Origin of the sequence: Pararhodobacter aggregans (assembly GCF_003075525.1) — a bacterium.
GTDB lineage: Bacteria > Pseudomonadota > Alphaproteobacteria > Rhodobacterales > Rhodobacteraceae > Pararhodobacter > Pararhodobacter aggregans.
The window spans coordinates 1-12,734 of sequence record NZ_QDDR01000023.1 but is presented as its reverse complement, the minus strand read 5'-3'; the positions used below and the strand labels follow the sequence as shown (position 1 = coordinate 12,734).

Genomic DNA, 12,734 nt, shown 5'->3' with positions numbered 1-12,734 from the left:
ATCAATCCTCCGAGGCCAGCGCGCGCCAGAGCGCCAGCGCCTGAATAGTTTCTGAAACATCGTGGACGCGCAGGATCTGCGCCCCCTGACCCGCGGCATGCAGGGCCACGGCCAGCGACCCCGCCAGCCGATCCGCTGCGACATCGACCCCCGAAATGGTGCCGATGAAGCGCTTGCGCGAGGCGCCCAGCAAGATCGGCGCCCCCAGCGAATGAAAGAGGGCAAGCCCCTGCAGCAGCGTCAGATTGTGGCGCAGGGTCTTGCCGAAACCGATGCCCGGATCGGAGATCAGCCGCTCGGGGGCGATGCCCTGCGCGACGGCGTGATCCATGCGGGCGGCGAGCCAGTCATAGACCTCGACCAGCACGTCGTCATAGCGGGGATCGGCCTGCATGGTCTGCGGCGTGCCCTGGGCATGCATCAGGCAGATCGGCACCCCGGCCTCGGCGGTGACGCGGGCCAGATCAGGGTCCCAGGTCAGGGCCGAGACATCGTTGATGATGTCCGCCCCGGCCTCGATCGCGGCGGCGGCGACGCGGGCCTTGCGGGTGTCGATGGAGACGGGCGTGGCGATCCCCTCGGCGCGCAGCGCCCGGATCAGGGGCGCGGTGCGGGCGATCTCCTCGTCGACCGGCACCTCGGCGGCGCCGGGCCGCGTCGATTCGCCGCCGATGTCGAGGATATCGGCCCCGGCCGCGACCATCGCCCGGGCCCGGGCCAGCGCATCCTCCAGCCCCGAGAGTGTGCCGCCGTCGCTGAAACTGTCGGGCGTGGTGTTGAGGATGCCCATGACCAGCGGGCGGTCGCCGGGCAGGCCGGGGAGAATGGGCTTCGGCGCGGCAAGGCGCGCGGCGTCGGCCGCGGGCAGCGCGCCCGGGTGCCACCAGACATGGGCAGAGCCTGCGAGCGGCAGGACGCCCTCGGGTCGCGGCCGGTCGAGGCGCGGTTCGGGATGGATGCGACGGATCATGGCCCCCTGAGAATCAGATCGGAACGCCCTTGGCAAGGAAGCTGGCAGGGTGATCGGGGATTGTTTCAGTCCTGTTGCGGTTTCGTGCCGAGAGGGGGAGGGGTTTCGCCCTCGTCCCCCGCTGCCGCGGGCTCCTCGGGCGACCAGGGCTGCGCATGAATGCGCAGCCCTGGGGGGCGGTGGACGTGGCGGAACGAGGCCGGGATGGGACACCCGCGGCGGCCCCGGGGGTTTTCCACCCCCGGACCCCCGAGGATACTTGCAGAACGAAGAGGATGAGGGGCGGTCAGGCAGGGGCGATCCGGCCCGCCCTTTCACTTTGCCGAAAATACGCAACTCCACCCTGTCTGCCCGCGCCGAGGATCCGGCCTGCGCGGGTACTTGCCACCCGGATGCCCGGCCTCCCCCGGGCGCTCCGGTCAAGGCAGGCGGCGGGTCGCGGGCGGGTGGGCGGGTGGGAGCCAGCGGCCCGCCGCCGTCAGTGCCAGCTCACATCGCCGAGGAAGATGTAACCCGCGCCGTAGATGGTCTTGATCAGCCGCGGGTTCTTGGGGTCCTCGCCGAGCTTGGCCCTGAGCCGCGAGATGCGCACATCCATCGCCCGGTCGAAGCTTTCGCCCGCCGCGCCGCCCAGGGATTCCTGCATCTGCATGCGCGAGATCAGCCGCTTCGGCGCATCGAGGAAGAGGCGAAGCACCTCCCCCTCGGCATGGCTGAAGGGCACGTCCGCCCCGTCCGGGCCGATCAGCAGGTAGCGGTCGAACTGGGCCTCCCAGCCGTTGAAGCGGGCGACCGATCCGCCGGCCTCGGGCGCCGGGCGCGACTTGCGCAGCCGGGCGCGGATCCGGGCCACGACCTCGGCCGGCTCGAAGGGCTTGATGATGTAATCGTCGGCGCCGAGTTCGAGGCCGGTCACCCGGTCCGAGGCCGCCGCCCGGCCCGAGATGATGATGATCGTCGCCCCCGATTCCAGCGCCAGCCGGTGGACCAGCGCCAGCCCGTCGCGGTCGGGCAGTCCCAGATCCACCAGGCAGACATCTGGCGCTGTGCGTTTCAGCGCCGCCTCGAATTCGGTCGCCCGCGAGAAGGTCGAGGTGCGGAACCCCGCCTCGTTCAGCGCATCGGCCAGGATGCGGCGGATTTCGGCCTCGTCGTCGAGGATGGCGACATGGGGCTGCGTCATCGGAGGTCCTTGATAGGCAGGGCAGGGCGCGCGCCCCCCGGCATAGCCGAGGCCGTGGCGCGCAGGAAGGCGTCGAGTTCGGCGGGGGCGAAGGGTTTGGCCAGCACCGCGGCCTCCTGGGCGGCCCTGGCGCGCAGCGGGTCGGCGGGCGGCAGCGAGGTCATCAGCGCCATGGCGAGGCCCGGGCGCAGGCCGCGCAGCCGGGCCAGCAGGTCGGGGCCGGTTTCCTCGCCCTTGAGCTGGATGTCCGACAACACCATGCCGATCTCCGGCAGCAGCGCCAGCGCGCGGGCATCCTCGGCGGTTTCGGCCTCGATCACCCGGTGGCCGAGGTCCACCAGCATCTCGCGCACCAGCATGCGGATCTCGGCGCTGTCCTCGACCAGCAGCACCAGCCGCGTCTCGTCCGGCGCGGGGTCGGCGGCGGGGCGCAGCGGCAGGCGCAGCGTGACCCGGGCGCCGCCCTCGGGCCGGTTGGCCAGCCGCACCGTGCCCCCCGCCAGCGACGCCTGGTCATAGACCATCGCCAGCCCGAGGCCCGAGCCCTCGGCCCCCTTGGTCGTATAGAACGGATCGAGCCCGCGTTTCAGCGCCTCGTCGGTAAAGCCCGGCCCGTCATCCTCGACCGCGAGTTCCAGCCAGGTGTCCTGCACCCGGCGGGCGGAAAGGCGGATCTGTCCGCCGCCGTCTTCGCTGCAGCCGATGGCGTCGCGGGCGTTGAGGATCAGGTTCAGGAGCGCGTCCTGCGTTGCCCCCTGATCCAGCATCACCCGCCCCAGGCCGGGTTCCAGCGCGATGGAAAGCCGCATGCCCGCGGGCAGCGAGGGCGAGGCCATCATCCGCAGATCGTCCAGCAGCGGCTCAAGGTCGGTGGCCTGCGGGTTCAGCACCCGCGCGCCCGACATCTCGCCGATGCGCCTCAGCAATGTCCCGCCGCGCCGCGCCGCGGCCTGGGTGGCGCGCACCGCCTCGGCGGCCTCGGACGGCAGGCCGGGCAGGCGGGCGAGTTTGTCCTGAAGCCCGAGAATGATGGTCAGGAGGTTCGAGAAATCATGCGCAAGGCCCGAGGTCAGCTGCGCCGCCACCTCGCGCTTGCGGGTCTGCATCAGCGCCGCGCGGGCCTGTGTTTCGGCGGTGATGTCGGTGGTGAGCAGATAGACCCCGCCATCCTGCCCGTCCGAGGCGTTGCGCGGATCGGGCGTCATCACCACCCGGATGCGCCGCCCGCTGTCCTCATGCGTCAGTTCGCAGATCGCATCCTCACCCTGCAGGGTGCGGTGCATGTCGGCGATGAGGCTGGCGTGCAGCTGGGGGCCGACCGCCTCCTCGAAGCGCATGCCGACGACATTGGCGGGCAGCCCCGGCACCAGCGACGACAGGCGCCGGTTGGAATAGGTATAGACGAGGTTGCGGTCGAGATGGGCGATATGCGCCGGCATCATCTCGGTCACCAGGCGGGTGCGCGCCTCCATCTCGCGCAGCTCGCGCTGCGTCTCTTCGAGCATGGCATTGGTCGAGGCGAGTTGCCGGTTGGCCATCCCGAGCCGCTCGGCATGGGTCAGCAGCTGGCCCGACAGTTCCTCGGAACGCGCGCGCAGCAATTGCTCCTGCAGCTTGATCTCGGTGATGTCGGTATAGACCGTGACCCAGCCGCCCTGCGCCAGCGGCGCCCCCTCGACCGAGACCCAGCGGCCGTTGGCGCGCTGGCGCTCCATGTAATGCGGGCGGAAATCGCGGGCCGTCTCGACCCTGAGGCGCACCGCCTCCTCGACATCGCCGGGCGGGCCGTATTCGCCGCGCCGCACCAGGAAGCGGATCGTTTCCTCGAACGAGGCGCCGGGGCGGACCAGGGCATCGGGCAGGCCGAACATCTCCTGATAGCGGGGGTTGCAGACGGCGAGGCGCAGGTCGCTGTCGAAAATGGACAGCGCCTGCTGGATCAGGTTCAACCCGGCACGGGTCAGCTTTTCGTGGGTTTCCGGCTGCATGGACCGCAGGCTAGCGCCGCGCCCGGGCGGCGTCCAGCGCTGCCGGTCAGCGCAGCTCTTCGCCCGGGTCGACGCCCCAGACGGCCGAGGTCTCCAGCCAGCCGCGGCTGCCCTCGACGCTGACCCGGCACCAGCCCGAGGAGCATTCCATGATCCGCGCCACCACACCCGCCTCCAGATAGGCGAGTTCGGTGGCGCCGGGCTGGGGCAGGGCGCGGAGTGGTGTCATGTCCTGCGTGACGAGGACCGTGCGCACGCCCGAGAGCAGCGAATAATGGATCCAGCCGCCCTCGCCCTCGGAATCCTCGACCCGGCGCCAATGCTCGAATTCGCCCGTCACCCGCAGCGGCAGGTCGCGCAGGGTATAGATCCAGTCGACGCGGTGGGTGTCGGACGGCCCGCGCCGGGCCCGCCCGCGCGTGGTCTTGAGCGAGACATAGCGCGGCAAGGGCAGGCCGGTTTCGGGGCCGGTTGTGGGGGCCGCGGTCGCGGCGGGGGGCGGGGCGATGGCGGCCTGGGTCGGCACCAGCTCGTCCGCCCCGGCCCCGGAGCCGGCCATGCCTGCCGACACGGCCACAGCCGCCCAGACGGCGATCGCAATCGCTTTGCGCATTCGGTCCTGCCCGGCCTGCTCGCGCAGGTCTGATGATGCCCCCGGCCCCCGTTCATTGGCTGCGAAATTTAATTTCGCACGGGGTTGCGCGGATGGCTTGTGCCTCGGTTCGCTCTGCGCCACTTTGCCAGCAAGCGGCCCGATTTGAAAGACCCAAGGAGAAGTCCATGCCCCTCAAGCGCCTGAGTGTGGTGGTCACGCGACGCCTGCCCGACCCGGTGGAAACGCGGCTGAAGGAATTGTTCGACGCCGAGCTGAGGGACGACGACCGGCCGATGAGCCGCGAGGAATTGCTGGCGGCGATGGCGCGCGCCGATGTGCTGGTGCCGACGCTGACCGACCATATCGACGCGGGACTGCTGGCCGGGGCGGGCGAAAGGCTGAAACTGATCGCCAATTACGGGGCGGGGATCGACCATATCGACGTGCAATCGGCCCGCCAGCGCGGGATCCTGGTGTCGAACACCCCGGGCGTGGTGACCGAGGACACCGCCGACATGACCATCGCCCTGATGCTGGCGGTGACGCGGCGCATCCCCGAGGGCCTGTCGGTGATGCAGGCGGGCGGCTGGTCCGGCTGGTCGCCGATGGCGCATCTGGGCGGGCGGATCGGCGGCAAGCGGCTGGGGATCCTGGGCATGGGCCGGATCGGCCAGGCGGTGGCGCGGCGCGCGCAGGCCTTCGGCATGCAGATCCATTACCACAACCGCAAGCGCCTGCGCGCGGAGGTCGAGGAACCGCTGGAAGCCACCTATTGGGAGAGCCTCGACCAGATGGTGGCGCGGATGGACGTGATCTCGATCAACTGCCCGCACACGCCCTCGACCTTCCACCTGATGAACGCCCGGCGGCTGAAGCTGATGAAACCCTCGGCGGTGATCGTCAACACCTCACGCGGGGAGGTGATCGACGAGAACGCCCTGACCCGGATGCTGCGGGCGGGCGAATTGGGTGGCGCCGGGCTCGATGTCTTCGAGCGGGGGGCGGAGGTGAACCCGCGGCTGCGGGAATTGCCGAATGTGGTGCTGCTGCCGCATATGGGCTCGGCCACGCTGGAAGGCAGGGTCGAGATGGGCGAGAAGGTGATCCTGAACATCAAGACCTTCGCCGACGGGCACCGGCCGCCGGATCAGGTGCTGCCGGGGATGCTGTAAGAGGCCGTCAGACGGGGGAGGGGTTTCGCCCTCGTTGCCCGCTGACGCGGGCGCCTCGGGCGACCGGCGGCGCGGCTTCGCCGCGCTGGAAGCGGGGGGCGCCGCCCCCCGCACCCCCCGCCAAAGGGGGTTTTCCACCCCCCTTGGGAACCCCCGAGGATATTTCCGGAACAAAGAAGCCGGGGGGGGCGGGTGTTACTTGATCGCCTTGCCGGCGATGGTGGTCGTCTTGCCGGCGTTGAAATTCGCCGTGGCGAGGACCTTCGGCTTGTCCTGCTTCGGTTTCTTGGCTTCCTTGTTGCCGCGCTTGCTGTCGCCCTTGCCCATGGTGGTGTCCTTTGGTGAACCTCCGCCCGGCGGATGCGGGGCGGACCGATGCGAGGGAAAGCCGGGGGCTCTCGGCAAGCAGCAGGGCGGGCCGGCCCGTGGCGCAGCGGCGCCCTGCGCGGGCAGTCTGATCCTCGGGGCGGCGGGGAGCAAGCCCCCTTGGCAGGGGCAGGGTAGGATGGGCAATCTGCCCATCCTCCAGCGGCCGGTGTCAGACCATCATTTCCTTGGTCGCGGTCAGCTTCACCCCCGGGTGGTCGCGGCCGATGCGGTCGATGTCCCATTGCAGGCGGGTCAGATAGACCAGATCGCCGTCGTGATCGGTGGCGATATGCTGCTTGTTGGTGTTGACCACTTTCTCGACCTCGGCCTTGTCGCCCGAGATCCAGCGCGCCGAGGTGAATTGCGAGGGCTCGAAGCGCACCGGCAGGCCGTATTCCAGCTCGATCCGCGAGGCCAGGACCTCGAATTGCAGGGCGCCGACCACGCCGACGATGAAGCCCGAGCCGATCGAGGGTTTAAAGACCTTGGCCGCGCCCTCCTCGGCGAATTGCATCAGGGCCTTTTCCAGGTGCTTGGCCTTCATCGGGTCGCCGGCGCGGACATTCTGCAGCAGTTCCGGCGCGAAGGAGGGGATGCCGGTGAAGCGCATCGCCTCGCCCTCGGTCAGCGTGTCGCCGATCCTGAGCTGACCGTGGTTGGGGATGCCCATGATATCGCCCGCCCAGGCCTCTTCCGTCAGTTCGCGGTCGGCGGCGAGGAACAGCACCGGGTTCGAGATCGCCATCGGCTTGCCCGAGCGGACATGCATCAGCTTCATCCCGCGCTGGAAATGCCCCGAGGCGAGGCGCACGAAGGCCACCCGGTCGCGGTGCTTGGGGTCCATGTTGGCCTGCACCTTGAAGACGAAGCCGGTGACCTTATCCTCGTCGGGGTCGACCCGGCGCTTGTCGGTGGTCAAGGGCTGCGGCGCCGGGCCGAATTCGGCCATCCCGGCCATCAGCTCGCGCACGCCGAAGGAATTGATCGCCGAGCCGAACCAGATCGGGGTCATCGAGCCGTTCAGCACCTGCTCGCGGTCGAAGGCGGGCAGCAGGGCGCGGGCCATCTCCAGCTCTTCCTTCAGCGTCTCCAGCATCGCCGCCGGGATGTGCTGCGCCAGCTTGGGGTCGTCGAGCCCCTCGATCTTCAGCGACTCGCCCACCCGGTTGCGGTCGGCGCGGTCCATCAGTTCCAGCCGGTCATGCAGGATGTCATAGCAGCCCAGGAAATCGCGGCCCTGGCCGATCGGCCAAGAGGCCGGGGTCACGTCGATGGCCAGGTTTTCCTGGATCTCGTCGATGATCTCGAAAGTGTCGCGGGCCTCGCGGTCCATCTTGTTGCAGAAGGTCAGGATCGGCAGGTCGCGCAGGCGGCAGACCTCGAACAGCTTCCGCGTCTGGCTTTCCACGCCCTTGGCCCCGTCGATGACCATGATCGCGGCGTCCACGGCGGTCAGCGTGCGGTAGGTGTCTTCCGAGAAATCCGAGTGGCCGGGCGTGTCGACCAGATTGAAGCGCCAGCTGTCGAAATCGAAGGACATGGCCGAGGCCGAGACCGAGATCCCGCGGTCCTTTTCCATCTGCATGAAATCCGAGCGCGTGCGCCGTGCCTCGCCCTTGGCGCGCACCTGACCGGCCATCTGGATGGCGCCCCCGAACAGGAGGAACTTTTCAGTCAGCGTGGTCTTGCCCGCATCGGGATGCGAGATGATGGCAAAGGTCCGGCGCCGGAGGATCTCGGAGCGCAGGGCATCGGTGGGCAGGGGGGCGGCATGGGACATGGACCAGTCCTATACCGGCCCGCAAGCGCCGAGAAAAGGTATCCCTTTCGGGAGCGAAAACCACGGGCGAGCCGCGCCACCGCGATGTGACTTGACGCAGAGCCGGGCGTGCGTATCGTGAAGGTACTTTTTGAACGCCCTTTTTTCTCTTGGCCTTTCCGGCCTTTTCTCATCCAAGGATATTCGACATGGACGCAATCGGACGTCGTGACCTTTTGTCACTTCTGGGTGCAGTTGGCGGGGCCGCTGCGCTTTCCGGCCTGCCCGAGATCAGCATCGCCCAATCCCGCGACGGCGGCCTCACGATCACCTTCGGTGGTCGCGAGATCGAAATCATCATTCCGTTCTTTCCGCGCATGCCACCGCGGGGCGACACGATCGACGTGGAACTTCAGGTCAACGCGCGGCGGGGGGGCGGGCGCTTTCGGATGTCGATCCCGGCGCGGCAGGTGGCGGCGATCGCCGAGGCCACATCGCGCAGCATCCGGCTTTCTGCGCGCGGCACGGCGGGCAGGGTAAACGGGGAGTTCACCTTGCAGCGTGACGGGAACATCGCAGGCCGGATCGACGGCCTGCGTGAGGGGGGCTCCGGTTCGGGCGGCGGTTCGGATGTGCAGGCCATGGTGGCCCCCGCGGTCGCAATCGCCGGCATTGCCGGGGGGGTGGCGATTGTCGGGATTGTCGCAGTGGTCGCGGTTGTCGCGATCATCAGCGGCTCGGGCGGTGGCAATGTGACGGTCACGGCAGACACCCCTGCGGGTGACGTCGATGTCGAGGTCGAGGTCGGCCGCTAAGGCGCATCGGTGGTGCAGCGTCGGGTCCCCGGCGCTGCGCCATCATCTCGCGATACCGGAATCTTTCAGCGGCGCGCCGCCACCGCAACAACGCGACTCGCCAGATCGGCGGGACGGGGCGGGGGCGGCGCGAGCATGCGCAGCGAGAGGGCGCAGACGCCCTGGGCATTGCAGGCCTCGGGTGCCGAGGCGGCGGCGAGCGAGCCGTTGAGCGAGAGCGTAAGCAGCGTGGCGAGGGCGAGGGCAGCGCGGGTCATCGGGGCATCCTTGGGTTGGGAGGCAGCATCTCTATGGCCATGGGTCGGGGCGGCCCCTTCTCCGGTTCAAAGATTTCGGCGGCTTTGTTGCGGCGCAGGCCGGCGCGGCGGGGCGCGACAGGCAAAACGCCCCCGGGGTGCGGGGGCGGGAGCGGTCTGGCGCGGGGGTGGCGATCAGCGGCTGCGGACCGGAATCGCCAGGGGGATCTGACGCAGGCGGGCGCCCCCGGGCTTGGTGCGGGTCTGGCGGTCGATCTGGCGAAGCAGCGTGGCAGCGGTGTCGAGGCGGAACATGGCACTCTCCGGGGTTGGCAATCCTTTGTCGCGCGGGCGGCGGGCCGGGTTCACTCGGCGGCCGGGCCCGGGCCGCGACAAAAAGAAGGGCCGCCTTGGCGGGCGGCCCAGTCAACGAGGGAGGATCGCAAGGAGGAGGGCGGAAAGCTCAGCGCTTGCCGAACAGCGTCAGGATCGGGCGGCGCGGGGTGGTGGGCGCGGGGCTCGGTTGGGTCAGCAGGGCCTTGGCGGTGGTCGGGGTCATGGCTTGGTTCCTGGGCGCGAGGATGGGGTGAACAGCCATGGGTCGCGGCAGCCGGGCCCGCGGTTCAAAAGAAAAACACGCCCCTTCGGGCGCGGTTTTTCAGGGCGCGAAGGCGCAGCAGGGCCAGGGGGCGGTCAGTTCACCATGGCTGCCCGCGGCGCCGTCTCGGTCGCCACGCGGACCCGGTTGCGGCCGCTGTCCTTGGCGGCATAGAGCTGGGCATCGGCGCGGTCGGTCCAATCCTCGACATCGAGCACCGCATCCGTCGCCTCGGCCACGCCGAAGCTGGCGCTGACCAGGATCTGGGGAAAGCCGGGGATCGACAGGCGCTCGATGGCGCGGCGCACGCGTTCTGCCACTTCCGAGGCGATGGTGGCATCGGCATTGGCGACGAGGACGGCGAATTCCTCGCCGCCGATGCGGCCGAAACTGTCCTCGACCCGCAGTTCGCGCAGCACGCAGCGCGCCACGGCCTTCAGCACCGCATCGCCCGCGGCATGGCCCCAAGTGTCGTTGATCTTCTTGAAATGGTCGAGGTCGAAGATCATCAGCGAGGCCTTGGCATGCGCCCGGGCCCGCGCCGCGAAGGTCTTGCGCAGCGTGTCGGAAAAGGCCCGGCGGGTCATGGCCCCGGTGAGCACGTCGCGGCTGGCCTCGCCCCAGAGCTCCACCTGATCGACGACCAGCTTGGCGAAGCCTTCCAGCAGCTGGCAATCGCGGTCGCTGAATTCGCGCTCGGCTGTGTCCAGAACCCTGAGCGAGCCGATCACCACCTCGTCCTTGATCAGCGGGATTTCCAGAAAGGAACGGTAGACGCCGCCCTCGGCATTGGCGGGTGCCCCATGCAGCGCGACCGAGACGGCGGGGACGTTGAACACGGATTTGATGAGGTCGGTCACGGCGGCGAACTGGGCCGGTGCGGGAAGGGCGGCCTGGATCGGGGTATTCAGCATCAAGGGAACCTCGGCCGCGGTGCTGGCGGCGAACTCGGGATCATCAAGGGAAACGCGGGCATTCATGGAACCGACCTCTGCGCTTTCGCGGATGGTCTTTTTTCGACCCGAATTGAGACCGGTTCGGGGACCGTTCGGGGCGGAAAGGAGGTTAATTAAGGGTTAACCGTGGCATCGGGCCGGATTCCGCCCAGATTGCGCCGCGTTCTCCCGCATAGGTAGAAATCCGCTTTCTCGCACCTCTCTGGGTATGATTCTGCCTGTAGACATTGACCTAAAGGCAGATTCGGGGTAGGGCGCGCCATTGGCCGCTGTTGACAGCAGCGGCCCGACCGCTGCCGGGGCGCGGAATCTGGCGTCCCATCCCTTCCTTGCGGCCCGATGCCGCAATTCACGGACGCATATGACCAAGTTTACCGATCTGAAGCTGGACCCCAAGGTCCTCAAGGCCGTTATCGAAGCCGGCTATGAAACCCCCACGCCGATCCAGGCGCAGGCGATCCCCGAGGCGCTGGAAGGCCGCGACGTGCTGGGCATCGCCCAGACGGGCACCGGCAAGACCGCCTCGTTCACCCTGCCGCTGATCACGCGCCTGTCGCGGGGCCGCGCCCGGGCCCGGATGCCGCGCTCGCTGGTGCTGGCGCCGACGCGCGAACTGGCCGCCCAGGTGGCCGAGAATTTCGACGTCTACGCGAAATATACCAAGCTCACCAAGGCCCTGCTGATCGGCGGCGTCTCGTTCACCGAACAGGACAAGCTCATTGACCGCGGCGTCGACGTGCTGATCGCGACGCCGGGCCGCCTGCTTGACCATTTCGAGCGCGGCAAGCTGCTGCTGACCGGCGTTGAGGTCATGGTCGTCGATGAAGCCGACCGGATGCTCGACATGGGCTTCATCCCGGATATCGAGCGCATCTTCCAGCTGACCCCCTTCACCCGGCAGACGCTGTTCTTCTCGGCCACCATGGCGCCCGAGATCGAGCGCATCACCAACATGTTCCTGTCGAGCCCGGTCCGGGTCGAGGTTGCCCGCCAGGCGACCACCGCCGAGACCATCGAACAGCAGCTGATCGAGCTGACCCCGACCCGCCGCGACCGTGCCTTCAGCGAGAAGCGCGCCATGTTGCGCTCGCTGATCGAGGCCGAGGGCGACGCCTGCACCAATGCGATCATCTTCTGCAACCGCAAGATCGACGTCGATGTCGTGGCCAAGTCGCTGAAAAAGCACGGGTTCAACGCCTCGCCGATCCATGGCGATCTGGACCAGTCGGTGCGGACCCGCACGCTGGACGGGTTCCGCGACGGGACCGTGCGGCTGCTGATCGCGTCCGATGTGGCGGCCCGCGGGCTGGATATTCCGGCCGTGAGCCATGTCTTCAACTTCGACGTGCCCTCGCATGCCGAGGATTACGTCCACCGCATCGGCCGCACCGGCCGGGCCGGGCGGTCGGGCAAGGCGTTCACCATCGCCACGCCCTCGGACGACAAATACCTCGCCGCCATCGAGGCGCTGCTGCAGAAGAAGCTGCCGCGCGGTGTCCCGCCCGAAGGCTTCGCCGAAGCGGCCGCCGAATCCGCCGCCCGCCCCGAGCGCAAGCGCGACGGCGACCGGCCCGAGCGGTCCGAGCGCCCGCGCCGCGGCGAGCGCAAGCCGCGCGGCGAACGGCCCCCGCGTGAAGCGGTGCGCGAGACGGCTGAGGCGCCGGTCGAGGCTCTGGCCGAGGCTATCGTCGAGGCCCCCGAAGAGGCGGTGCCCGCGCCGGTGACCGAGCTTGCCGCGGCCAAGCCCGCCCGCGACGAAATGCGCGGCGACCGGGCCGAGCGCGAGCGCGGCGACCGGGGCGACCGGGGCGAGCGCAACGGCCGTGGTCGTCGTGACCGCGACCGGGGCCGCGACGACGCGCCGGTGGTCGGCATGGGCGATCACGTCCCCGATTTCCTGATGCGGGAATTCCGCGCCAAGGCCAGCTGAGCCACTCGGTCAGAATGCAAAAGGGGCACCCATCGGCCAGCCCTTTGCAGTAAATGATGCAGCCGCCGATCATTCGGCGGCTGCTCTCTCTTTCACCCGAAGAACTCGCTGAGACGCATCTTCCCACGGGCGATTCCGAGCTTCATTGCAGGCGTTTCCTTCG

At 69.0% G+C, this 12,734-nt stretch carries 11 protein-coding genes; 3 read left to right on the top strand and 8 right to left on the bottom strand.

The window, feature by feature from the left end; translation table 11 throughout:
* Position 1 precedes the first annotated feature (1 nt).
* The 4 genes from folP to DDE23_RS24465 form a co-directional block, all read right to left on the bottom strand.
* Positions 2-967 carry a dihydropteroate synthase gene (gene folP, locus DDE23_RS24480; RefSeq protein ID WP_420330180.1) on the bottom strand — a complete coding sequence of 322 codons (966 nt, stop codon included), beginning with the start codon at positions 965-967 and terminating at the stop codon, positions 2-4.
* A gap of 481 nt (positions 968-1,448) precedes the next feature.
* On the bottom strand, positions 1,449-2,153 hold the full coding sequence (locus tag DDE23_RS24475) for a response regulator transcription factor (protein WP_107755188.1): 705 nt from the start codon (positions 2,151-2,153) through the stop codon (positions 1,449-1,451).
* Positions 2,150-4,141 carry a hybrid sensor histidine kinase/response regulator gene (locus DDE23_RS24470; protein WP_107755187.1) on the bottom strand — a complete coding sequence of 664 codons (1,992 nt, stop codon included), beginning with the start codon at positions 4,139-4,141 and terminating at the stop codon, positions 2,150-2,152. Before DDE23_RS24470 ends, DDE23_RS24475 begins: the two co-directional genes overlap by 4 nt.
* A gap of 46 nt (positions 4,142-4,187) precedes the next feature.
* Positions 4,188-4,754: an SH3 domain-containing protein gene (locus DDE23_RS24465; RefSeq protein ID WP_107755186.1), complete on the bottom strand. Its 567-nt coding sequence runs from the start codon at positions 4,752-4,754 to the stop codon at positions 4,188-4,190.
* 167 nt (positions 4,755-4,921) lie between these two features.
* Between DDE23_RS24465 and DDE23_RS24460 the strand changes: the two genes are divergently transcribed.
* Complete coding sequence (locus DDE23_RS24460) at positions 4,922-5,908, top strand: 2-hydroxyacid dehydrogenase (RefSeq protein WP_107755185.1); 987 nt, start codon at positions 4,922-4,924, stop codon at positions 5,906-5,908.
* 195 nt (positions 5,909-6,103) lie between these two features.
* On the opposite strand, the gene DDE23_RS25800 is transcribed toward DDE23_RS24460, so the two are convergent.
* Both DDE23_RS25800 and DDE23_RS24455 read right to left on the bottom strand, forming a co-directional pair.
* Complete coding sequence (locus DDE23_RS25800; protein WP_272947899.1) at positions 6,104-6,235, bottom strand: hypothetical protein; 132 nt, start codon at positions 6,233-6,235, stop codon at positions 6,104-6,106.
* 211 nt (positions 6,236-6,446) lie between these two features.
* Positions 6,447-8,057, bottom strand: coding sequence for a peptide chain release factor 3 (locus DDE23_RS24455; RefSeq protein WP_107755184.1), 1,611 nt, complete (start codon positions 8,055-8,057; stop codon positions 6,447-6,449).
* 188 nt (positions 8,058-8,245) lie between these two features.
* On the opposite strand from DDE23_RS24455, the gene DDE23_RS24450 reads away from it, so the two are divergent.
* Complete coding sequence (locus DDE23_RS24450; protein ID WP_107755183.1) at positions 8,246-8,851, top strand: hypothetical protein; 606 nt, start codon at positions 8,246-8,248, stop codon at positions 8,849-8,851.
* Positions 8,852-8,916: 65 nt separating this feature from the next.
* Here the strand turns inward: DDE23_RS24450 and DDE23_RS24445 are convergent, their stop codons facing one another.
* Together DDE23_RS24445 and DDE23_RS24440 are read right to left on the bottom strand one after the other, a co-directional pair.
* Positions 8,917-9,108 (bottom strand): hypothetical protein, encoded by a 192-nt coding sequence (locus DDE23_RS24445; protein ID WP_107755182.1) that lies wholly within the window; start codon positions 9,106-9,108, stop codon positions 8,917-8,919.
* Positions 9,109-9,780: 672 nt separating this feature from the next.
* Positions 9,781-10,665, bottom strand: coding sequence for a sensor domain-containing diguanylate cyclase (locus DDE23_RS24440; RefSeq protein ID WP_107755181.1), 885 nt, complete (start codon positions 10,663-10,665; stop codon positions 9,781-9,783).
* Positions 10,666-11,002: 337 nt separating this feature from the next.
* On the opposite strand from DDE23_RS24440, the gene DDE23_RS24435 reads away from it, so the two are divergent.
* A complete protein-coding gene (locus tag DDE23_RS24435) occupies positions 11,003-12,571 on the top strand; it encodes a DEAD/DEAH box helicase (protein ID WP_107755180.1) in 1,569 nt (522 codons plus the stop codon).
* Positions 12,572-12,734 lie beyond the last annotated feature (163 nt).